Here is a 21,637-nt window from a genome sequence, read left to right on the forward strand (position 1 = left end):
CATTGTGTTTCTGCAATCCTACAGTCTGGGCATCTCCACGCAACAGACCCACGCCATGCCCACACTTATCAGCCACCCACTCTGCCCCTATGTGCAACGCGCCGCCATCGTGCTGGCAGAAAAGAACCTGCCCTTTGAACGCATCCACATCGACCTGGCCCACAAGCCCGACTGGTTTTTGCAGATCTCGCCGCTGGGCAAGACGCCGGTGCTGCAGGTGGACGGCCAAGCCATCTTCGAGTCGGCCGTGATCTGCGAATACCTGGAGGACACGCTCACGCCCCGGCTGCACCCCGAAGACGCGCTGCAGCGCGCACGCCACCGCGCCTGGATGGAGTTTGGCTCGGCCATGCTGAACACCATCGCCGGCTTCTACAACGCGCCCGACGACGCCGCACTGGGGCGCAAGGCCGCCGAGCTGCGCACCCAGTCGGCACAGCTGGAAGCTGCCTTACAGGACGGCCCCTACTTTGCGGGCCAACGCTTTTCGATGGTGGATGCGGTCTTCGGCCCGGTATTCCGCTACTTCGATGTGTTCGACGGCCTGGGCGACTTCGGCTTTTTTGCCGCTACACCCAAGCTGCGCGCCTGGCGCCAGGCCCTGGCCGCCCGACCATCTGTCATAGGTGCCGTGGGCGGTAACTACCCCGAGCTGCTACGCCGGTTTTTAAGCCAGCGCCCCTCCGCGCTGGCGCAGCGCCTGGCCGCTCCGGCTCTAGTTTAAAGATCAGGCCGGCTTGTTCACAAAGCCGATCACCAGCCCCTTGTCCGTCACGGTAATGCTGCCCGGCTGCAGGCCCATGGTGTCGGCCAAGGCCAGATCTTGCGGGCGCAGGGTATGCAGCACCACCTCCTGCAGGGACTGCTTGGCCAGCGCCGGCCCCATGCTGCTGAGCATCACCTGCAACTCCGGCGGCAGCTCGGGAAACTGCAGGTTCTGAAAGTGCAACTGGTAGGCGCGTATGGTCTGGTCGCTGGCCTCGTAGCGCAGCGCAAAGTCCACATCGAAGCTGCCGCTATAGCTGCGGCCCAACACCGGGCCGGCGGCCTCCAGCTGCATAGCGGCGCTCAGCCGGTTCTGCGCGGGCAGCAGGCGCAGGCGCGGGGTTTGCACGTCCAGGTTCAGTAGGCCCTGCACCGGATAGCGCAGCGGAAAGCGCTGGGCCAGCGTTTGCTGCAGCACCTGGGCAGACACGGTGTAGCTGGGCTGCGCCCGTGCTGTGTCCATGGCCAGCACGCCCATCCCCAGAAGCGCCCATCTAGCGCTGGCTATCAAGCAATGTCTACGTTGCATATGCCTCCTAGTCTCACTCTGGTCCGCACGGCAGACCAAAGTTCCAAAGGCCAGGTTACAGTATGTTCTCTACCGGGTTGCCCCACTCATCCACCTCATAGGTGGTCACGTCGAAACGGCTCAGGGTGTTCTCGCCGAAAGCCATGGTGATGGGCACGTCGCCAGCGTCGCGGCCACGCGCCATGACCACGCGGCCGATGCGCGGCGTGTTGTGGCGTGCGTCGAAGGTGTACCAGCGGTCGCCCAGGTAGACCTCGAACCAGGCGCTGAAGTCCATCGGGTACGGCACCGGTGGTATGCCGATATCGCCCAGGTAGCCAGTGCAGTAGCGCGCCGGAATGTTCATGCAGCGGCACAGGGTGATGGCCAGATGCGTGTAGTCGCGGCACACGCCGGTACCTTCGCGGAAGCCCTCCACCGCGGTGCGGGTGGCGCGGGCAGCCATGTAGTCAAAGCGGATGTGGTTGTGCACAAAGTCGCAAATCGCCTGCACCCGGGCCCAGCCCAGCGGCGTCTGGCCAAACTGGTTCCAGGCGAACTGCAGCAGCTCGCTGTCCACCTCGCAGTAGCGGCTGGGCAGCAGGAACTGCAGGGTGGCGGTGGGCAGCTCGGTAGGGTCGTGCTGCCAGACGCCCAGGTTGATCTCGTCGGGCAGGCCATGGTCGCGCACCACGGCCCGGCTGCTGAAGCGCACCTGGCCCATGCCAGCCGGCGCATTCACCCGGCCGCACAAATTGCCAAAGGCGTCGAAATACTCTTCCGGCACCAGGCCAGGCCCCACCTGGATCTGCTCCGGAGCCCACAAATCGCCGCTGCGCGAGGGGTGCACGTGCAGCAGGTAAATGAACGCCATGGGCGAGGTGATGGAGAGTTCGATGTCGAACCCGATCTGGATATGCATGGGACTGCCTGGTCATAAAGAGCGTGTGCACGACCTCGACCCGTTCGAACTCGCCAGCGACCAGTGTGCGCCCACATGCCGCCGGCCCCCAGCAGCCAGACGCCCGCAGCCACGTGGGACATGTCCTACACCACCCAAGCCACATCAGTTACTGACGCAGTAAACACCCGCATTGAGAGTTATCTTTCAAGAGCAACGAGCTACGAACTCAAGCGCTCAAGCCGTACTGCCAAGCAAAAAACAACGCCAAACCGGCCATGATGGTCAGCAGCGGGCGCTGCGTCCAGACGCACAACGCCGTCGCAAAGCCGGCAGCCACCAGCTGCGGGTTACGCCAGTACAGCTCCAGGCCCTGGCCGTGCGGCGCCAGCACCATAGGCACGACGATGGCGGTAAGCACCGTCACCGGCACAAAGCCCAGGGCCTGTCGCAGCCGTGGCGAAAAGGCCACCCGGTCGCCCAACACAAAGACCAGCGCCTTGATCAGCAAAGTAATCAGCGCCATGCCGAGTATGGTAAGGCTGGCACTCATGCGGCCCGCCCTTCGGCCGGGGCTTCAGCCCCCGTCTGACTCAGCAGCAGGCCCACGGCTACACCTACCAGTACCGCCACCAGCAGGCCCAGCTTGAACGGCAGGTCTTTCAGCAGATAGGCCACGCCGCCCGCCGCCCCAGCCGCCAGCAGATGCGGCCAGCGGCGCAGCTGCGGAACCACGATGGCGATGAAGGTGACCACCATTGCAAAGTCCAGTCCCAGGCGTTGCAACTGCGGAAACGCCGCGCCGAACACCAGGCCCAGCAGCGTCCAGGCCTGCCAGTTGGCATACATGGCCAGGCCCGAGCCCAGAAAGTACCAATGTCCGTTGGGCGCCTGCGGATGCTGGCGGTAATAGCGCTCCACCACCGCAAAGCTCTCGTCGGTCAGCAAAAAGCCCAGCAGCCAGCGCCAGCGCACCGGCAGATGACGCACATACGGCAGCAGCGCCGCTGCGTACAGCAGGTGGCGCAGGTTGACGATGGCCGTGGCCAGCCAGACCACCAGGGCTCCGGCCGCACCGCCCATCAGCCCCACCGCGATGAACTGGCTGGAGCCGGCAAACACGCTGAGCGACATCAACTGCCCCTGCCAGGACGCCAGCGGCGCGCTGGCCACCAGCGCACCAAAAATAACGCCAAACGGCGCGGCGCCGACCAGCATGGGAAAGGTGTCGCGGGCACCGGCCAGCCAGCTGGCGCGCGCGGAAGTCAAAGCCATAAGGGTTCCTGTTGTTTGGGCAGAACAACATCCTAGGCAGGACGCCGGCGCGGCGCTTGTACGTTCTTGCGCTAGCTGTACTGCCAGCGTCCTGGCGCGACGCCGAAGGCGCGTTTGAAATGCCGGGTGAAATGGCTTTGGTCGCTAAAGCCCTGGGCCGCCGCCACTTCGGTAACCGACAGGCCCTGGCGCAGCAGGCCCTGGGCGCGGTTCAGCCGCATCTGGTTGCGCCATGCGTGCGGCGGCATGCCGACGGTGCGCGAGAACAGACGGCTGGCGTAGAACGGCGACAAACCCACCTCGGCAGCCAGCGCCGATAAAGGCAGGGCCTCGGCCAGGTCTTCCACCAGTCTGGCCTTCATGCGCGCCACCCGTTGCGCATCGGCGTGCAGGGTCTGCACCGAGACCCGGTTGCGCGCATGGCGTACCAGCATCAGGGCAAAGGCATTGGTCAGCGCCGACTCTGCGGCCAGCGCGTCGCTGCCGGCGTCCAGCAGCCGATGGGCTTGGCTGAGCAGGCCGGCCAAGCCGGCATCGTGAATAGCACCGTCCGGCAGCCAGGGCACGCCGACCGGACGCCCCGCCACGTCGTTGGCCAGGCCTTGCATCCAGTCAAGCGATGGGTAGAACGCTCGATAGGTCCAGCCGTTGGCGGTGGCCCGCTCGCCGGTATGGATCTCGCCGGGGTTGATGGCCGCAATGCTACCCACGCCGGCCACGCACAGTGCACCACGGTAGCGGTAGCTCTGGGCACCGGTCTGTATCACCGGGATGGAGAAGCCCTCGTGCCAGTGTGGCGCGAATTTCTGGGCGTAGTACTCGGCGGTCAGCAACTCGATATTCGGCAGCAAAGGGCTACGCCACAACCGCGCGGCATCGCGTCCGGCACGGGCGACGGCAGAACGCGGACCAGGGGTAGGCAACAGCAAATCGGACATGGCGGCAACCATAACGCGGGCGGCCGGGGCCGGCAAGCGACTGGGCTATGAACCCGCAAGAAAAGCCTCCAGCGCAGGCAATACCTGCGCCAGCAGCTATACAAACAGGAGCAAAAAAAACGGCGGCCTTAACCGCGCGGGGGAATGTTCAAGCCCTTGACCACGGCGGGGCGGTCCACAAAGGCGGCCAGCACGCGCTGCACGTTGGCAAAGTCGGAGAAACCCACCAGGTCGCCCGCGCCATAAAAGCCCACCAGGTTTCGCACCCAGGGCAGGATGGCGATGTCGGCAATGCTGTAGTCGTCGCCCATGATCCAGCTGCGGCCCTGCAGCCGCTGGTCCAGCACGGCCAGCAGGCGCTTGCTCTCGGCCAGGTAGCGGTCGCGCGGGCGCTTGTCTTCATAGTCCTTGCCGGCGAACTTGTGGAAGAAGCCAACCTGGCCAAACATGGGGCCGATGCCGCCCATCTGGAACATCAGCCATTGGATGCATTCGTAGCGCCGTGCCGCGTCTTGCGGGACCAGCTGGCCGGTCTTGTCGGCCAGGTAAATCAGGATGGCGCCGGACTCAAACAGCGCCAGCGGCTGGCCGCCGGGCCCATTCGGGTCCAGGATGGCGGGGATCTTGTTGTTCGGGTTCAGCGACAAAAATTCTGGCGACATCTGGTCGTTCTTCTCGAAGCTCACCAGGTGCACCTCGTACGGCAGGCCGATTTCCTCCAGCGCAATGGACACCTTCACGCCGTTGGGCGTGGGCAGCGAATACAACTGCAGCCGCTCCGGGTGCTGGGCGGGCCATTTGCGGGTGATGGGGAAGGCGGAGAGATCGGTCATGGGCAAATCCGGGGTATAGATAAAAAATGCCTCTGACGCAGGCAGTACCTATGCCAGCAGCTACGGAATCAAGAGCAAATCAATACGGCAGTTGGAAGCCGTTGCGCCCGGCGCTGATGCGCGTGACGGTGGGCTTGTCGTTCAGCACCTGGGCCGACAACGACACGCTGGCGCCGGGCACCAGCAGGCTGCTGTCGCCGGGCTTGAAGCTGACCACCGGCGCGTCTTCCGGCACCACGATGTCGCGGGCGCCGTCCTTGTATTTCAGCTGCATGGTGCGGCCCTTGGGCGCGGCCACCACATCGGCCACGGTGGCGTTGGTCATGGTGCTTTGCGGCAGCATGTCGAAGGGCCGGTGGCCTTCACCCACGCCGCGCGCCGATTCAGGGAACACCATCACCGCGATGGCGCGCTCGGTGCCGTCGGCCTGCGGCATGGCCGCCGTGCCGATGAAGCTGCCGGGCTTAATGTCCGACATGGCCATGGGGAACACCTCGGACACCGGCGTCTTCTCGGGCAGCACCAGGTCAACCACCTCGCCGCTGCGGTCTTTCACCGTCAGCAGGCCGGGCGCCACGCTCTGCACCGTGCCGCGCACGCGCACGGTAGGGGCAGGGGCGGCTTGGGCAAACGCCAGGTTGGCAGCCATACACAGAGCAAAGGCCGCAGTGCGGCGTGTCATCAACAACATGGAACGGCTCCAAAAGAGGAAAGCCGCAAAGTTTATAGACGCCCTGTGAACCTGCGGTGTGCAGGGCTATTCAGAGCACAGGCGGGACTTTAGGGGCATCCAAAATCCATACCCAGCAAGCCCCTAGCGCATATAAATACTGCGCCATCAGCTATCATAAAAATAGCAAACTCACACCAACCGCAGCCCCCGCAGCTGCTGGTGCGCCGCGTTGTCCGCGTCAACGGGCTGCTGCTGCTTGGCTTGCAGATAGCGGTGGGTGAAGACGTCCAGATAGGCCTCCAGGGTCTGTGCGGCGTGCAGTTCGCCAGCCAGTTCCAGGCACAGGCCGGCTACCTCGGAGGTGCAAAAGTGGTCGTCGCGGCGGGACCGGCGCAGCTTGTAGCGCGAGATGCGTTCGGCCTGCAGGCTCAGCACCGGCAACCGGTCCAGATACGGGCTTTTGCGGAACATCTTGCGCGCCTCGGGCCAGGTGGCGTCCAGCAGCACGAACAGCGGGCGCTTGGCCGGGGCAGGGGCAGGGGCAGTGTCAGCCACCGGCAGCAGGTCCGTCACCACGCGCCCGGGGGCCACGAACTCACCGGGGAACACCAGGTAGGGCTGCCACTGCGGGTCGGCCAGCAGGGTCAGCAGGGCCGGGTCCACCTCGGTGCGGGCCCAGCCAAAGGCCCAGGTGTCGGCCACCACGTCGGCGATCAGCCAGCCGGTGTTGCTGGGCTTGAGCGGCTCGATATCGGCCATCAACAGGCACACCCCGGCCCGCGTAGGTACCGCCGGACGCAGCGCGCACATGCAGTGGCTGGGTGCCAGCCGACAACCTGTGCAGCGCTCTACCTTGGAGCCGCCCCGCGCCAGAAAAGGCTTGGCGCTGCGCGCCAAACGGGCAGAGCGCAGGCGGGACACCGCGTGGGGTGCATGGTGCGCGAAGGGCGTGGCGTGGGGCATGGGGAGTCTTGGGAATGGCGTGGGCAGAGGCCCTATTGTCGGGTGTCGTCGGGTGTCGTCGGGCGTGGTCGGGTGTCGCCTGAGTGATCTACCATTGGCCCCATGGGCATAACAGTTGCTTACATTTGATACGCAGGAACACAAACACAAAGAATTGTGCCTGCCCCGTTATTTCCAACAGTGACCATGCAGCAGCCCCATCCACTCCTACACCCCAAACAACTGCTGAGCCACATGCCCAGCGTTCAGCAACAACGCCAAGAATTACGACTCATAGAGGCTGCGTGGGACAGCCTGTCGCTGCTGTCCTCGCTCTCGCCACTATCGGCCAAAGCCTCGTCCGGTGGCGATCTGGCCCGTGCCCGGCAGGACTTTGCCGCGCTGTCCGAAGAGATGATGCTTGGCCTGTCCAGCGAAGCGCTGAAGACCGCGCTGGACGACCTGGGCGCGCAGGCCCAGGTCAGCATCGACATCCTGGTGCGCAACCTGTTCGAGCGCACGGCCGACATCGGCTTCTTTGCCACCGACGTGGCCATTGCCGACTACCTGGCGCAGGCCGATGCCAGCCAGCGCCCGGCCATGGAAGCCCGCCTGCGCAGCTATGCCAGCAAGTACACGGTGTACGGCAATATTTTTCTGTTTGACGCGCAGTCGGAGTTGCAGGCCTCCCTGCCTGCGGCAGCAACACACAGCCCCCCAGTCAGTGCGCAAGACGCAGCCTTTTTGCAGGAGGTGCGCAGCAGCCAGGCCGCCTATACCGAGCACTATGCCGTGCACGGCTTTTGCGAGGGCACAGCCCCCACGCTGCTCTACGCCCAACCAGTCGCCGTGGCCGGCCGGCCGTCGGGCGTGCTGTGCCTGCAGTTCAAGCTGGCCGACGAGGCCGCCGCCATCTTTGCCCAGGTACAGGGCGACAACCCGCAGGGCCACGACGCCGTGCTGGCCCTGGTCAGCCCCCAGGGCCAGGTGCTGCATTCCAGCGACGCCCTGCAACTCCCACAGGGCTGGCAACTGCCCCAGGCCGCCAGCCCAGGCACGTTCATGCTGCGCCATCTGGGCCGCAAATACCTGGCCGTGGTGCGCGACAGCGTGGGCTTCCAGGGCTATACCGGCCCGGGCTGGCGCGGCCTGGCCATGCGCCCGCTGGACGGCGCCTTTGACGCGGACGACAACGACAGCACCTTCGCGCTGATGGACGAAGTCTGTGCCAACCCGGACTTTCTGGCTGGCGAGCTCAGCCACATCCCCAAGCGCTCGGCCGCCATCCAGTCGGCCCTGGAGCGCTCGGTCTGGAACGGGCTGCTGGAGCTGAACCATCTGGCCGCCAACGGCTCCGAGTCGCAGGCCCGCGACACCTTGTTCGCCAAAACCCTGCTGTCTGAAATCGGCGCCACGGCCCACAAGACCGCCCAGGCTTTTGCCAGCGCCCTGCGCGATCTGCACGAGGTGGTCATGCGCGCCATGCTGCGCGATGTACAGCACCGCGCCGACCTGGCCATGCAGATCTTGGACCGCAACCTGTACGAGCGCGCCAACGACTGCCGCTGGTGGGCGCTGACGCCGCAGTTCGCGGCCACGCTGCAGGCCGGCACCATCGGCTGCGGCCAATCCACCGCCGTGCTGCAGCAGATCAACGGGCTGTACACCGTCTATGCCTGCCTGGTGCTGTTTGACCGCCAAGGCCAGGTGCTGGCCTTGTCCCAACCCAGCCAGTCCCACCACGTGGGCACGGTGCTGGATGAGACCTGGGTAGCCACCACGTTGCGCCTGGGTGGCGAGCAGGACTACACCGTCAGCCCCTTTGCACCCAGCCGCTTCTATGCCGATGGCCCCACCTATGTCTATGCCGCGGCCATTCACAACCCGCAGGCCCGCCAGGCGGCAGCGCTGGGTGGCATCGCCATCGTCTGGGATGCGCATGCGCAAATGCAATCCATACTGCAAGACTGCTCCGAAGGCATGGGCACGCAAGACCTGCTGGCTTTTGTAGACCCCAGCGGCCAACTGCTGCACACCAGCCCGAACAGCATGCAGCGGCCCAGCAACGCACCGCTGCAAGAGGCCATGTCTGGCCAGCCGGTGATCGACATGCAAGGCCAGCTGTACGGCGTGGGCGACGCCCCCGGGCGCGGCTACCGCGAGTTCGGCACTGTGGACCACTACACGCACGGCCTGCGCTGCCAGGCGCTGCGGCACCTTTGCCCGCGCAGCGGCAAGGACAACGCCGACCTGCCCGTGGTGCGCCAGACGCCACGCATTCCCGCCGAGCACCACCTGCAGATGGGCACCTTTGGCATCGCCGGTCACTGGCTGGGCCTGGACGTGCGCTACATCCTGAACGCGGCGGCTGACACCGCCGTGATGAGCGCCGGCAGTGCCCGCCCACCGATGCTGGGCTTCGCGCAAATTGAAGGCAAGGTTTACCAGGTGCTGGACCTGCACGGCGTCATCGGCGCCCACGGCACGCCCCCCTCGCGCGAGCCCGACCCCACGCGCCAGATGCTGGTGCTGCAGATACCGATGGAAGACGGCAGACAGCGTGAATTCGCGCTGCGCGTCGACGCCCTGGGCGGCATGATCGATATCGACACCCGCACCCTGCAAGCCCTGCGCACCACCACCGACCCCAACGCCGTATCGCTGATAGACGCCGTGGTCTCCGTCACCACCAGCACCCCGCTGCAAGCAGACAAACAAACCCTGCTGTGCCGCATTGCGCTAGCCTGGCTGCAACAGTGCAGCACCGGCGAGCTGGCGCCCCAAGACCTGAGCCTGGACCCGGCCGTGCAGCGCTTGTTTGCGTAAAGAAAATCCACGCAAAAATAGCTGGTAGCGCAGTAAATACCTACGCTACCAGCTATCAAAACCGCAGCAAATTCGCAGCGTGCGGCCACACTGCCTGCACAACCCGCATTGAATTTAATTTATCTATTCACAGTAGACTCTAATTATTTGATTTAAATGGGTTTTATGTAAAAATAATATATTCACAAATCCATCCATGCCGGCATCCCCCAACCTGACCCAAACCGCCCTGCAAGCCCTGCGCCGCCAAGGCGGCGTGCTGACCAGCGCCGAGCTGCAAGCCCTGCTGGGCGTGAGCCAGCCCACGGTGTCGCGCGCGCTGGCGCCGCTCATCCAGTCGGGACAGGTGCAAAAAGTGGGGGCCGCGCGCTCGCAGCGTTACGTGCTGCCACGCACCGTGCCTGGTGTGGGCCACGAAGTGCCCATCATGCGCATCGACACCCAGGGCCAGGCCTCGCCATTTGCGCGCCTGGTGCCGCTGGTGGGCGGAGCCTTTTGGGTGGACGAAGCCGATGGCGTCAGCGCCCTGCACGGCGGCCTGCCCTGGTTTCTGGACGATATGCGGCCCCAGGGCTTCATGGGCCGCACCTTCGCCCACGCCCACCCCGAGCTGCAACTCGGCAGCGACCCGCGCCAGTGGAGCGACGACGACGTGCTGCGTGCCCTCACCCTGTTTGGCGACGACCTGCCCGGCAACCTGGTGCTGGGCGAAACGGCATTCCAGCGCTTTCACACCCTGCCCCAGCGCGCCTCGCGGGTGGACTCCGCCGCCGACTACCCCCGCCTGGCCGACCAGGCCATGCAAGGCACGCACGGCGGCTCGTCCGCCGGGGGCGAGCAGCCCAAGTTTTGCACCATCACCGCTGGACGCCCGGTGTTGGTGAAGTTCTCGCCCGCTGGCGACGCACCGGTGGACCAACGCCTGCGCGACCTGCTGGTGTGCGAACACCTGGCGCTGCAAACCCTGCAAGCTGCCGGCCTGCCTGCGGCGCGCTCCCAGGTGTTCCTGGAGGCGGGGCGCGTGTTTCTGGAGTCAGAGCGGTTTGACCGCGTGGCACCTGGCACGCCACAGGGGCAAGTAGGCCGCATCGGCATGGTGTCGCTGCAGGTATACGACGCGCAGTACGTCGGCGACATGGACAACTGGGCCGCCACCGCCAACCGCATGGCCGCCCGCCATCTGCTTACCGCCACCGACGCCCACACGCTACGCCTGCTGGAGGCGTTTGGCACCCTCATCGCCAACACCGACCGCCACTACGGCAACATCTCGCTACTGCTGCAAGACGACGACTGGGTGCTGTCCCCCACCTACGACATGCTGCCCATGCTGTACGCCCCCGTGGGCGGCGAGCTGGTGCCCCGCGACTTTGCAGCCCGCCCGCTGCAGCCCACCGCCGCCACCCTGCCCGAATGGGAACAGGCCCGCGCCCTGGCCACCACGTTCTGGCACACCGCCGCCAGCGACACACGGGTGTCCGCAGACTTCAGGGCCATCGCCGCCGCCAATGCAGTGCACGTGGACAGTTAGGGTACGGCGATGGGCGGATCGGGTCTGGAAAAGATAGACGCCGTGGTCTCCGTCACCACCGGCACCCCGCTGCAAGCAGACAAGCAAACCCTGCTGTGCCGCATTGCGCTGGCCTGGTTGCAGCAGTGCAGCACCGGCGAGCTGACGCCCCAAGACCTGAGCCTGGACCCGGCCGTGCAGCGCTTGTTTGCGTAAAGCCCGGCCCCTCCGCAAAAGTGGTGCCGCCGGGCGCAAGGCGCATGGTCCTACGCGGGTTCAGCCTGCACACCGCTGGCCGCTTCAAGCCGAACGGCGGATAACCATTCTTCAGACCCGCCAACATCTTGTTGGCTGGCTGTACCTGAAGGAGATTCAAGATGATTGATAGCCAAATTATTTCTTCGGACAAGGTTGAAGGCAGTGCTGTCTACAACGGCAATGGCGACAAGCTGGGGTCCATCGACGACCTGATGATCGACCGACAATCTGGCGTGGTGCGCTATGCCGTCATGGAGTTTGGTGGCTTTCTGGGCATGGGCACAGACCGGTTCCCGCTTCCGTGGAGCATGCTCAAGTACGACACCCAGCGCGAGGGCTATGTTGTCCCTGTGGACAAAACGCAGCTCGAAGGTGCACCCCACTACGCTTCCGACGAAACCCCGGAATACTCGGACGCGTATGGACGCAAGGTGTACAACCACTACGGCGTGGACTGGATGTAGCCACCCACGACGCAACCTCACGACCAAGGACGCTATAGCGCGGCCGCTGACAAGCCAAGTTTAGAGAAAACCACCTGGTTCATACCTCAGACGCACCACCACAACCGTTCGCCCTGAGGTGTCGAAGGGCTCCATTCGCAGGCCCTTCGACAAGCTCAGGGCGAACGGGGGCTTTGATGTGCGGGGTCGCCATCTGAGGCATGTATCCAATCAGGAAAATCAGCATCTAGCGCAGGCAATACCTGCGCCAGCAGCTACAAAAACTGCAGCAAATACGCGGGACTCAAAGGCGACTGGATGCCCCCCTGCCCCACCCAGGCATCACGGCTGTGCGGCCGCCAATGCCTGCAAAAACTCCGCGTCCTTCTGGTACGGCGCAAAGTCTGAGTCGGCCATGAACTGTTCTGGGCGCTTGCCCAGGCGGCGGGCTACGGCCAGGGCTTCCAGCATGCGGGCTTTATCGCCGGTCACGGCGTAGTGGCAGGCCAGGTTGTACATCAGCGTGCCGTTGGTTTGCTTTTGCGGGTTGAAGTTGGGGCCGATCAGCGTGGCCATCACTGCGGGGACCAGGTCCTTGTCTTGCGGCGCCAGCTGGCTGTAGATGGCCAGCGTCTGGCTGGCGATCACGGTGATGTTGTAGGGTTGGCCAGGGTCTTTGCTGTAGTGGCCTATGAGCGGGTGTACCTCTTGCAGGTAGTGCCGGACCAGCGTGGCCGCGGCCTTGAAATCCTTCTGCCCGTTGTAGGCGTTGATCAGCTCGGCGTAGGCGGCTGTGACGTTGGGTGCCAGGGCTTCGGCACGCTCCTTGTCTTGCGCCAAGGTCTGCGCCTGCTTCAGGAAGGCGGGCAGGCCCGCGGCACCCGGCAGCTTGGCGGCGGCCGTGGCAGTCTGCAGCACGCCGCGCAAGGCGTGGTCAGACACCTTTTCCACCGGTGGCTTCAGCACATAGCTGAAGCGCGCCTGCGTCAAGGGCAGCAGCGTGCTGCCACTGCGCAGTTGCACCTGCATGCCGTCCATGCTGCCGCGCAAGTCGGGCACCCGCACCACCAGCTCCAGCGGTACGGCCTGGGCCTTGTTGCTGCGCAGCTGCTGGAAGGCGGAGGCGGTTTCCTCGGCATCCAGTGTCACGCGCAGCACGGTGGCGTCCTGGTCGTACGCGGTGTTCCACTGCACTTGCAGCGCGGCGGGCAGCTGGCGCAACGTGGGCCACAGCGCACGTACGTCCACCTTGGGGCCCATGCCCCCCAAGCGCTTGGCCGGGGGCGGGCTGCGCAGCCAATAGTGTGCGGACGGCTGGGCTGCAAACTCCACCATGCCGGTCACCGCCGCGTTGCGCGTATCTGGGCCTTCAAACACAGGCCGCCATTCGGGCAGCGGGCCTTGCGCTGCGGCGGGCTGGCCCGTGCCCTTGGGGCGCACCACATACAGGCCAATGTCTTTTTCGTAATAGGGCAGCAGCGCCTCTTCGCCCGAGCGTTCCATATAGGTCCGCATATGCTGGGTGAACCAGGGGCTGGCACCGGGCACCACCGGCGCCGGGTCCCACCAGCGCATGTCGGAGAAGCGGTAATCGCCCCGCGCATGGGCCACAAAGGTTTTGAACTGGATCACCTCGCTGCCCACGTGCAGCTGCGTGTGCGCATCGCCAAACCAATAGCGCTCGGGCAGCCCGCCGGGCACGCCCCAGGCCTTCAGCGCCCGGCCAATGGTGGCGCCAAACAGTTGGCCACCCAGGCCCTCTTCCATGTGGTATTTGCGGCGGTCAAAGTCCACCACCGTCGCGCGCGGGGGCGGGCTGTCGCTGTAGCCGTCAAACTGCTCGGGCTCCACCTCTTTCCAGGCCTGGGGGCGGGTGCGGTAGCCGTCCAGGCAGGTGGCGTTCCAGCGCAGCGCCTCGGCCGAGTGGGTACGCGGGTGGCAGTAGTCATCCACCTGGTTGTGGTGGGCGGTGATGTCCATGATCTGCGCCTTGCCCGCCTTCCAGATATAGGCCCAGGCCGTGGTGTCGGTTTCGCCAAACTCCACCAGGTCGGCCTTGTCCAGCGTAGCCCACAGCTCGGCAGGGCTCAGCGCATTGCCATTCAACGGCGGGCCATAGGCCTTGCGCTGCCGCTCGCCGGTGAACACCCAGTCGATGTAGTACAGCGGCGTAAACGCCACACCCGAGGTGTACAGGTTGGAAGGCTCGCGCAGCGAATCCAGCAGCTCGCCCTGGGCGCTGAACTTCCACAAATACCCTCCCGCCGCAGCCACCACCTGCCGCGTGCGCGGCACGGCAAACACCCCATCCACATCGCCATGCAAGACCTTGCGCACCTCCAGGCTCTGCGAACCGGCGGTGTTGTCGGACAGCCGGGGGTACGAATCGACAGGCTTGGCCGCCAGAGCGGTGGACAGTGCAGCCCAGGAGCACAAGGTGGCGAAGGAGCGGGGCAAGGAGAGTGGCATGGGCATGATGGGTAGCGCGGTGGGGCTTGCATTGTCGGGGCTACGGCGCCCTGTACCGGCCGGGTGCAAAGCTGGCTCGATGGGGCCAGTCGCACGCGCACGCCCCCCAACCATACGGCTCAGCAGCCCGCTCAAAATATTCGAAGAAAATCGGCCTCCAGCGCAGATAGCACTTGCGCAAGCAGCTATCAAAAAACTAGCGCGCCACTTTGCAAGCCCGTGCGGTGCGCCGGCACGACCGCCATCCAGCCCACACCCAATCCCCCCACACCACCCTAGGCCACGCGTTCTGACCACAATACCGCGCTGACCCTCTCAACCAACAAGGAGCAACGATGGGAACCCTAGTCAACTTCGCACGCCCCGACGGCAAAACCGTGCAGGGCTACCTGGCCGAGCCAGCCGCCAGCAATGCCCCGGCCATTGTGGTCATCCAGGAATGGTGGGGCCTGAACGACCAGATCAAGGGCGTGGCCGACCGCCTGGCCACCGCCGGCTTCCAGGCCCTGGTGCCCGACCTGTACCGTGGCAAAGCCACTGTGGAGCAGGAAGAAGCCCACCACCTGATGACCGGCCTGGACTTCGGCGACGCCGCCAGCCAGGACATCCGCGGGGCGCTGCAGTTCATGAAGGCCCGCTCACCCAAGCTGGGCCTCACCGGCTTCTGTATGGGCGGCGCACTCACCCTGCTGGCCGCCCAGGCCCCCGAGCTGGATGCCGCCGTCGTCTGGTACGGCTGCCCGCCGCTGGAATACATAGACGCCAGCAAAATCAAGATCCCCCTGCAAGGCCACTGGGCCACGCAAGACGAGTTCTTCAAGATCGACACCGTGGCCGCGCTGGAAGAAAAGCTCAAGGCCGCAGACGTCAGCTTCGAGTTCCACCGCTACCTGGCCCACCACGCGTTTGCCAACGAAGAAGCCGTCGGCCCCGGCCGCATCCCGGCCACGCAGTACGACCCGGTGTGGGCCCAGCAGGCCTGGGACCGGGCGCTGCACTTCTTTGGCAAACATCTGGGTTGACCAGGCTGGCATGTGGGCCGCTGCGGCTTACATGCCAAAATGGCCTCTGGCGCAGATAAAATAAGCGCCAGCAGCTACAAAAAGAGAAGCACCGCGTCCTACAGACAACCTCCGTGCCGGCACTCGCTAGGTGTTGGCTGCGCAGAGCAATGCATGGGCACCAAAGCAGCAGCGACCAATGCGCGCTTGGCACAATCGCCCCATCGCCCCATCGCCACTTCGCCCCGGCACCAAACCAGCACCGGCTGATCGCCCATCGGAACCCACGCCGCCGTTCACACCTCACCCGCACCCCGTACCGGCCACATGCATAACCCCCACCCCGACCTACTGGCCGCGCAAGACCTGGCCTATGGGCCCTGCGGCTACCACTTCACACAGCTGCAGCCCGAGGCAGAAAGCGCCGACTACGCGGCCTGCACGCTGCGGCTCAACGGCTTGCGCTGCTGCTTTCGCGTGGCCAAAACCACGCCCACCAAGGTGGGCCAATTCGTCACCCTGTGGAAGCGCATAGGTGGCGGCCCCATACAGCCGTTTGACCTGGGCGACCCGGTGGACGTGTTTGTGGTCAGCAGCCGAAGCGGCCCGCACTTTGGGCAATTCATCTTCACCACAGCCGTGCTGGCAGCGCAGGGCGTGGTGGCCAGCAGCGACCAAGGCGGCAAGCGTGCTCTGCGCGTGTACCCGCCGTGGGACACCACCACCAGCCGCCAGGCGCAGCGCACACAGGCATGGCAACTGCGGTACTTTGTCGATATGACCCAGCGTGAGACGGTGGACTTGGCGCGACTCAAGGCCCTGCTGACGGGGTAAATGCCAGCGTTGGTCGCTGCCTGCTGCTGGCGAGCACATACCCTGTGGCTGCCAATGGGCCACGCAAGGCTGCTCAGTACTCCCCGTGTGGGCCCAGCCGGCCTGGGACCGGGCGCTGCACTGTTCTTTGGCAAGCACTTGGGCAGAGCCGGCGCATAAGGCCATGGGTCAGTCGTAGACCTGGAGAAGCCCCCCATCCCTCTGCAGCGCCATTCCCGCAGAAAATGCACGGCATGTTTTAAAAGGACTCTTCGTGTCAGACTCCATCGTCATCCAGCAACCCGCCCTGCCGGCCCAGCAACTCATGGTGCTGCACCACGGCGAGGGCGGCAGTGCGCGGCACATGGAGCCCCTGGGGCAGCGCCTGGCCGCGCATTTCCCCCATGCCTTCATCGTCAGCGTGCAGGCGCCGTACCCCTACGACGGGGCGGAGTCCCAACCTGCCGACGCAGAAGTGGGTGGCCAGTGGTACCCAACGCAAGACATCGATGACGAGCAGCGCGCCGCACACGTGGCACAGGCCGTGCCCGCCTTTGTGCACAACCTGCGCTACTGGCAAACCCAGAGTGGCGTAGAGCCCGGTGCCACGGCCCTCTTTGGCTTTGCGCAGGGCGCCACCATGGCGCTGGAAGCCGCGCAGGTCGAACCCGCGTTGGCTGCCCGCATCATCGTGCTATCCAGCCGCTATGCGCAGCTGCCCAGCAGCGCGCCCGAGAAGACCACGCTGCATTTCATCCACGGCAAGGCGGACCCCGTCATCCACTACGGCCACTGCGTAGCCGCCGCAGAGCGCCTGGTGGGACTGGGCGGCGACCTTACGGCAGACGTCATCCCCTTTCTGGCACATGAAATTACTGACGAAGTCATGGACCTGGTGCTCGAACGCCTGACAGGCCATATTCCCAAACACCAATGGGAAGAAGTGCAGAAAGCGGCTGCACAGCAGCAGGGTAGCTAGCCCGCCGCCGCGCGCCACCGACGCCGTGACCTAGATGCCAAACAGGCCACTGACGCAGGTGGAATATGCTCCAGCAGCTATCAAATCATGAGCAAACCAGCACACTACACGTTCGAGGCGCCCGAGCAGCTCCACGCCTGGCTGCAGGCAAACCACGCCAGCGAGACCGAGCTGTGGGTGCGCATCTTCAAAAAGGCCACCGGCCAGCCCAGCGTGACGTGGGACGACTGCGTGGTGGCCGCCATCACATGGGGCTGGATCGACGGGCTGCGCAAGGGCTTGGACGACACCTCATTCCTGCAACGCCTGACGCCGCGCCGCGCGCGCTCAGGCTGGTCGCAGAAAAACGTGCAGCACGCCGAGCGGCTCATCGCACAAGGGCATATGCAGCCCACCGGCCTGGCGCAGGTAGAAGCCGCGCGCAGTGACGGGCGCTGGGCCACCGCCTACGCCGGCAGCGCCACCATGGTGATGCCCGAGGACTTTTTGGCGGCGCTGCAACAAGACCCCGCAGCCCACGCCTTCTACGCCACGCTCAAACGCCAGAGCCTGTTCACCATCTACCACCGACTGCACAGCGCCAAGCGCCCCGAAACGCGGCAGAAGCGCATGGCGGAGCTGCTGGCAAAGTTGGCGCGCGACGAAAGCCCTTGAAATGTCTCGCTAGCGAATGGTCTAGCCCAACCTATTAAAAACCAAATAAAAACCCATAAGTGCATGAATTTAAATAGTTTACGGTATGAAATATAGAAAAACGCTAACATACCGAAATGCTAGAAACCAGCGCCACCATTGCACGCCAATACATTGATGCCGTCTCCACCTTCGAGGCTTTGGAAGAAGCCCAAGAGGAAGCTGCCCACGTGCGCGGCGGCATGTACTGGCATGCCGGGCCACCTGCCACCCCCGAAGCCAAATATCTGGTGCGCACCACACCTGCCGGAGCCGAAACCAGCCTCGGAGCCCGCACAACCGAGACTGAAGCCATTTATGAGCGCTTTACCAAGCGCAAGCAAGAAAGCGCAGAGCGCGTATCTGGCCTCAAAGCTGCCCTGGAACAACACCAGCGCCTCAACCGCGCCTTACGCGTGGGCCGGGTGGACCCTTTGGTGGTGGCGCTGCTGGGTCGTTTAGCCAGCACCCAATTAAGCCCGCACTTCCGGGTGGTGGGCACCCACGCGCTCTACGCTTATGAGGCCACTGCCGGGGTGCGGCTGGACTCGGACGCGCTGGCCACCCGCGACATGGACCTGCTGTGGGACACCCGCAAGCGCATCCTCTTCCAGACCCAGCTTGCCAAGGTAGACAGCTCCATGCTGGGCGTGCTGAAAAAAGTGGACAGCAGCTTTCGTATCCGCAAGGGTCAAAAATACACCGCCGTCAACAAAGACGGCTTTGAAGTCGACATCATCCGCCGCGAACGTGCAGGCGACGACCCGCACCCCATCAAACTGAGCGATGAAGACGAAGACTTCTGGGTAGTGCAGGCGCGCCGCGCCAATGTGCTGCTGGACTCCCCCGCCTTTTCTGCCGTCATTGTGGCCACCAACGGCACCATGGCGCGCATGAACACCGTGCACCCCGCCACGTTTGTCGCGTTCAAACGGTGGATGGCCAACCAGGCCGATCGAGAAGCTCTCAAACGACGCCGGGATGTGCTTCAGGCGGATACCGTGCAAACCTTGTTGGACAAATATTTGCCGCAGTATTGATACCAACCGTGCCTGTAGCCTCCGTGGAATATGCGCAACCAGCTATCAAATAATGAGCAAACCAGCGCACCACACGCCACGCTTGCGCGGACAAGTCGGTCAGGAAACTACTGGACCAGAAGGCGGCGTGGCGCTCGGGGCGGATGAGTGGTTTGCCGTTGCGGGTTGGCTTGCTGTCGAGGTATGCCTCCGTCGTATGTTCCACAGCGAATAACCGTTCTTCGCCCGCGAAAGTGCGTCGCTGGAAAAGTTGCTCGTAGTAGTTGCTTAGCAAAGCCCCCCTCGCATCCTTAGTAGGATCAATCGCCATCAATGGCGGTGCTTCTGAATACTTCGAGGGCATTGATCAAGTTGCGAAGATCTTCAGGAATGTCAGCAACTAAAAAATGCGATGCCACTTGGACATCGCTGACCGAAATTGAAATGCTTGCCTGCAAACGTGTATTTAGACGCGCCAAAACCTCTTTGCCTGGAACAATTGTTAACCGTGATTTTGGATCTTTCCAAATTTCTTCGAAATCTTCAAATGCTTTTTGGGTGACTGTAGCTGCATCCAAATTGGGATGATTTTTCCTCGCCATATCTAGTTGTCGCGCTACGATTTGCGATAACACTTCACTCTTTAACTCTGCCGTGATCTCTTCAAGTAGCAATGCAACGTCGGGGCACGGAGGTAATTCACCGCCCGCACGACGCACCCGTTCAGCGAGTCGTGATTTCACCGCCCTAGTCAATACATTTGGACTTAGAAGATAGTTTTCAATTTCTTTGCATTTATGTATGTAGATGAGAGTTGCGTGCTTCTTTAGTTCGCCTGCTATTTGTTGAACGTCTTCTTTAGTACGATAGTCTCTGTCAAGCACTACGGCTCTTTTCATTTTTGAACCCACCGTCAGTTCAATGCCAGCTGCCAAGTCTTCCATTCTTTTGGGATTGAATCCGTCAAGCTTTACCAATGCAAAATCAGTTCGATTTGCTAAACGATCAAATAACATTGTTCGCGCAAAGCGGGCCAATATATCGAAGTCCAATCCTTCGACAAATATCACGCGGCGTGTTTTTGTTATTTGAGTAAGTGTTGGATTGAGATTTGAACCCAAGGCAAAGAAGACCCGTTTTATCTGACTAACGTCTTTCACTCTAGACGCGGACCTCTTCTTCTTATTTATGCTCAGCAAACTACTTGGCTCGGTCTCTGAGATTATTTCTGTCGAGTGCGTGGCAATCAATATATCAGGCCCCAAGTCACGAAGCAACGCGACTAGTTGTCTTTGGAGATCAGCATGTAAATAGATATCTGGTTCATCAATGACCAGTAGATCAACGTCCACCGATTTCACAATGTGCGTAAGCATTTGACACCAAACTTGAAAGCCGTATCCTGCCCAACAGATTTCTCGTGGAAAACGTTCTTCAGGGCAAAACATTTTCAAAACTCTCGCCTGCGGAGTGTTTCCCTGCTGAATTTCAGGGCGTTCGATATCCATGCCTGGCCATGTGCTCTGGATCAGGCTTCTAAAACGATCAAACCCCTCGGGATAATGTTGCCAAATATTTCGAAAATTTCGGGATGCGCCACTGGTCATTAATGCTCGCCGTGCTGCCTCTTCTTGGTATAGAAGTTCATGTTGCTCGACAGGGCCGAGAATTGGCACAAAGCCAACACTGATATCAAATTTTTGTTTAAAGATGGTTGGCGAATCAACTTTTCCACTCGATGAATCGGGTAGGAGAAAACATGAACCTGGTTCTGGGAAATGAAGAATCAATTTATTGCCGTTTGAGAGCCTAAACGTAACCTCTGCAGGCTCCGATTCATCATAGTCGTGAAATATATTTTCCGAAGATATTGGCAAATCTGCGATGTTGAAACGATGCCCCCATCTCCGAATACCATTCGCCAGAACTTGTTCCGCTTTGCGAGTACGTGCTCTGCGCAGTCCCTCTGCAAGTATGCGAAACACTCCAATAATTGTCGATTTCCCCGCGTTGTTTGGGCCTACAAGAACGTTGAAATCCTGAAGCGATATATTGAAATTCGCAAAGGCCTTATATCGCTTGAAGTGTACGGATGTAATGCGAGTAGTTGACATGAGAAAAAATTGATCTCCCTAATAGAGTAATTGCCGTAAATCGTCACGCCGAAAGCTTCATTTATTTAGTGCTTCTTATGCTTTGGCGAAATCATTGATTTCATTGCTTTGTGGTCAGAATTGACAGTTAGGGGGGCCACCCTAGGACACATTTGCTCGCACGCTACTTGTACAAATCCTCACACTCTCAACTGCACCCCCAAGCCCCCATCCCCACCCACCCAAATCACCAACCTCTGCGTCGCCCGCGTGGCCGCCACATAAAACACCCGCGCCGCCTCCTGCTCATCCTCCCCCGCCACAGACATATGCCCCACACCAGGTAGCGCCACCAACGGAAACTCCAGGCCCTTGCTGACCTTCATGGTCATGATCTGGATGGCGTTCGCGCCGGGTCTGAAGTCGCCCGCCCGCTTGCGCACGTTGAAGGGCAGCCTGCGTTGCTCCAGCGCGCGGACGCACAGGTCTATGGTGGGGTAGTCGTCCGCCAGCTTTTGCTCCAGCCGCTCGGCTAAACGCTTTTCGCCAGAAGTCATGCGCGACACGCAAGAGCTGAGTGAGGGGAACAGAACGACCATACCAATTGGCGCAGGTGCGCCCTCTCTATGTTTCTAATTGCAACGTTGTTACATGTTGCCCCACCGGCTCTCGCACGCTGGGGAGCGGCATCCTCAAAGTAGAGGACGTTTGCCAGCCCA

The 21,637-nt window shown here is 62.7% G+C and carries 21 protein-coding genes; 10 read left to right on the forward strand and 11 right to left on the reverse strand.

From position 1 onward, the window contains the following. The first annotated feature begins 55 nt into the window (after positions 1 to 55). Entirely contained in the window at positions 56 to 724 is a 669-nt protein-coding gene (locus AC07O2_RS02415; RefSeq protein WP_495074138.1) for a glutathione S-transferase family protein, read from the forward strand. Positions 725 to 727: 3 nt separating this feature from the next. On the opposite strand, the gene AC07O2_RS02420 is transcribed toward AC07O2_RS02415, so the two are convergent. The 8 genes from AC07O2_RS02420 to AC07O2_RS02455 form a co-directional block, all read right to left on the reverse strand. Then, on the reverse strand, positions 728 to 1,228 hold the full coding sequence (locus AC07O2_RS02420) for a DUF1439 domain-containing protein (protein WP_495074139.1): 501 nt from the start codon (positions 1,226 to 1,228) through the stop codon (positions 728 to 730). A 121-nt stretch (positions 1,229 to 1,349) separates the two neighbouring features. Beyond that, positions 1,350 to 2,195 carry a transglutaminase-like domain-containing protein gene (locus tag AC07O2_RS02425; RefSeq protein WP_495074140.1) on the reverse strand — a complete coding sequence of 282 codons (846 nt, stop codon included), beginning with the start codon at positions 2,193 to 2,195 and terminating at the stop codon, positions 1,350 to 1,352. Between the two features lie 208 nt (positions 2,196 to 2,403). Next, on the reverse strand, positions 2,404 to 2,727 hold the full coding sequence (locus AC07O2_RS02430) for an AzlD domain-containing protein (RefSeq protein ID WP_495074141.1): 324 nt from the start codon (positions 2,725 to 2,727) through the stop codon (positions 2,404 to 2,406). After that, positions 2,724 to 3,449: an AzlC family ABC transporter permease gene (locus AC07O2_RS02435; protein ID WP_495074142.1), complete on the reverse strand. Its 726-nt coding sequence runs from the start codon at positions 3,447 to 3,449 to the stop codon at positions 2,724 to 2,726. The genes AC07O2_RS02430 and AC07O2_RS02435 overlap by 4 nt, the downstream gene beginning before the upstream one ends. Before the next feature lie 71 nt (positions 3,450 to 3,520). Next, positions 3,521 to 4,387 carry a helix-turn-helix domain-containing protein gene (locus AC07O2_RS02440; protein WP_495074143.1) on the reverse strand — a complete coding sequence of 289 codons (867 nt, stop codon included), beginning with the start codon at positions 4,385 to 4,387 and terminating at the stop codon, positions 3,521 to 3,523. A 128-nt stretch (positions 4,388 to 4,515) separates the two neighbouring features. After that, positions 4,516 to 5,220: a glutathione S-transferase N-terminal domain-containing protein gene (locus AC07O2_RS02445; RefSeq protein ID WP_495074144.1), complete on the reverse strand. Its 705-nt coding sequence runs from the start codon at positions 5,218 to 5,220 to the stop codon at positions 4,516 to 4,518. 79 nt (positions 5,221 to 5,299) lie between these two features. Then, positions 5,300 to 5,911, reverse strand: coding sequence for a hypothetical protein (locus tag AC07O2_RS02450; protein WP_495074145.1), 612 nt, complete (start codon positions 5,909 to 5,911; stop codon positions 5,300 to 5,302). A 171-nt stretch (positions 5,912 to 6,082) separates the two neighbouring features. Further along, complete coding sequence (locus AC07O2_RS02455) at positions 6,083 to 6,856, reverse strand: tRNA-uridine aminocarboxypropyltransferase (RefSeq protein ID WP_495074146.1); 774 nt, start codon at positions 6,854 to 6,856, stop codon at positions 6,083 to 6,085. Positions 6,857 to 7,090: 234 nt separating this feature from the next. On the opposite strand from AC07O2_RS02455, the gene AC07O2_RS02460 reads away from it, so the two are divergent. The 4 genes from AC07O2_RS02460 to AC07O2_RS02475 all read left to right on the forward strand — a co-directional run bounded on the left by AC07O2_RS02460 (position 7,091) and on the right by AC07O2_RS02475 (position 11,893). Beyond that, entirely contained in the window at positions 7,091 to 9,661 is a 2,571-nt protein-coding gene (locus tag AC07O2_RS02460) for a chemotaxis protein CheW (protein ID WP_495074147.1), read from the forward strand. A 196-nt stretch (positions 9,662 to 9,857) separates the two neighbouring features. Then, positions 9,858 to 11,192, forward strand: a complete 1,335-nt coding sequence (gene yjjJ, locus AC07O2_RS02465) for a type II toxin-antitoxin system HipA family toxin YjjJ (RefSeq protein WP_495074148.1) — start codon at positions 9,858 to 9,860, stop codon at positions 11,190 to 11,192. A 9-nt stretch (positions 11,193 to 11,201) separates the two neighbouring features. Beyond that, complete coding sequence (locus AC07O2_RS02470) at positions 11,202 to 11,387, forward strand: hypothetical protein (RefSeq protein WP_495074149.1); 186 nt, start codon at positions 11,202 to 11,204, stop codon at positions 11,385 to 11,387. A gap of 161 nt (positions 11,388 to 11,548) precedes the next feature. Then, the gene (locus AC07O2_RS02475) at positions 11,549 to 11,893 is read left to right on the forward strand and encodes a PRC-barrel domain-containing protein (protein WP_495074150.1); all 345 of its coding nucleotides are present in this window, start codon (positions 11,549 to 11,551) and stop codon (positions 11,891 to 11,893) included. Positions 11,894 to 12,214: 321 nt separating this feature from the next. Here the strand turns inward: AC07O2_RS02475 and AC07O2_RS02480 are convergent, their stop codons facing one another. Next, positions 12,215 to 14,341: a TPR end-of-group domain-containing protein gene (locus AC07O2_RS02480; protein ID WP_495074151.1), complete on the reverse strand. Its 2,127-nt coding sequence runs from the start codon at positions 14,339 to 14,341 to the stop codon at positions 12,215 to 12,217. A gap of 335 nt (positions 14,342 to 14,676) precedes the next feature. Between AC07O2_RS02480 and AC07O2_RS02485 the strand changes: the two genes are divergently transcribed. The 5 genes from AC07O2_RS02485 (at position 14,677) to AC07O2_RS02505 (ending at position 18,846) form a co-directional block, all read left to right on the forward strand. Next, the gene (locus tag AC07O2_RS02485) at positions 14,677 to 15,363 is read left to right on the forward strand and encodes a dienelactone hydrolase family protein (protein ID WP_495074152.1); all 687 of its coding nucleotides are present in this window, start codon (positions 14,677 to 14,679) and stop codon (positions 15,361 to 15,363) included. 306 nt (positions 15,364 to 15,669) lie between these two features. Further along, positions 15,670 to 16,176, forward strand: coding sequence for a MepB family protein (locus AC07O2_RS02490; RefSeq protein ID WP_495074153.1), 507 nt, complete (start codon positions 15,670 to 15,672; stop codon positions 16,174 to 16,176). Between the two features lie 253 nt (positions 16,177 to 16,429). Next, positions 16,430 to 17,134: an esterase gene (gene ypfH, locus AC07O2_RS02495; protein ID WP_495074154.1), complete on the forward strand. Its 705-nt coding sequence runs from the start codon at positions 16,430 to 16,432 to the stop codon at positions 17,132 to 17,134. Between the two features lie 87 nt (positions 17,135 to 17,221). Beyond that, positions 17,222 to 17,788, forward strand: a complete 567-nt coding sequence (locus AC07O2_RS02500; RefSeq protein WP_495074155.1) for a YdeI/OmpD-associated family protein — start codon at positions 17,222 to 17,224, stop codon at positions 17,786 to 17,788. 116 nt (positions 17,789 to 17,904) lie between these two features. After that, positions 17,905 to 18,846, forward strand: coding sequence for a GSU2403 family nucleotidyltransferase fold protein (locus tag AC07O2_RS02505; RefSeq protein WP_495074156.1), 942 nt, complete (start codon positions 17,905 to 17,907; stop codon positions 18,844 to 18,846). Positions 18,847 to 19,145: 299 nt separating this feature from the next. On the opposite strand, the gene AC07O2_RS02510 is transcribed toward AC07O2_RS02505, so the two are convergent. Both AC07O2_RS02510 and AC07O2_RS02515 read right to left on the reverse strand, forming a co-directional pair. Then, complete coding sequence (locus AC07O2_RS02510; protein WP_495074157.1) at positions 19,146 to 20,939, reverse strand: ATP-dependent nuclease; 1,794 nt, start codon at positions 20,937 to 20,939, stop codon at positions 19,146 to 19,148. 179 nt (positions 20,940 to 21,118) lie between these two features. Next, on the reverse strand, positions 21,119 to 21,517 hold the full coding sequence (locus AC07O2_RS02515; protein ID WP_495074158.1) for a 3'-5' exonuclease: 399 nt from the start codon (positions 21,515 to 21,517) through the stop codon (positions 21,119 to 21,121). Positions 21,518 to 21,637: the final 120 nt, after the last annotated feature.

Source organism: Rhodoferax sp. GW821-FHT10B06 (assembly GCF_059415605.1).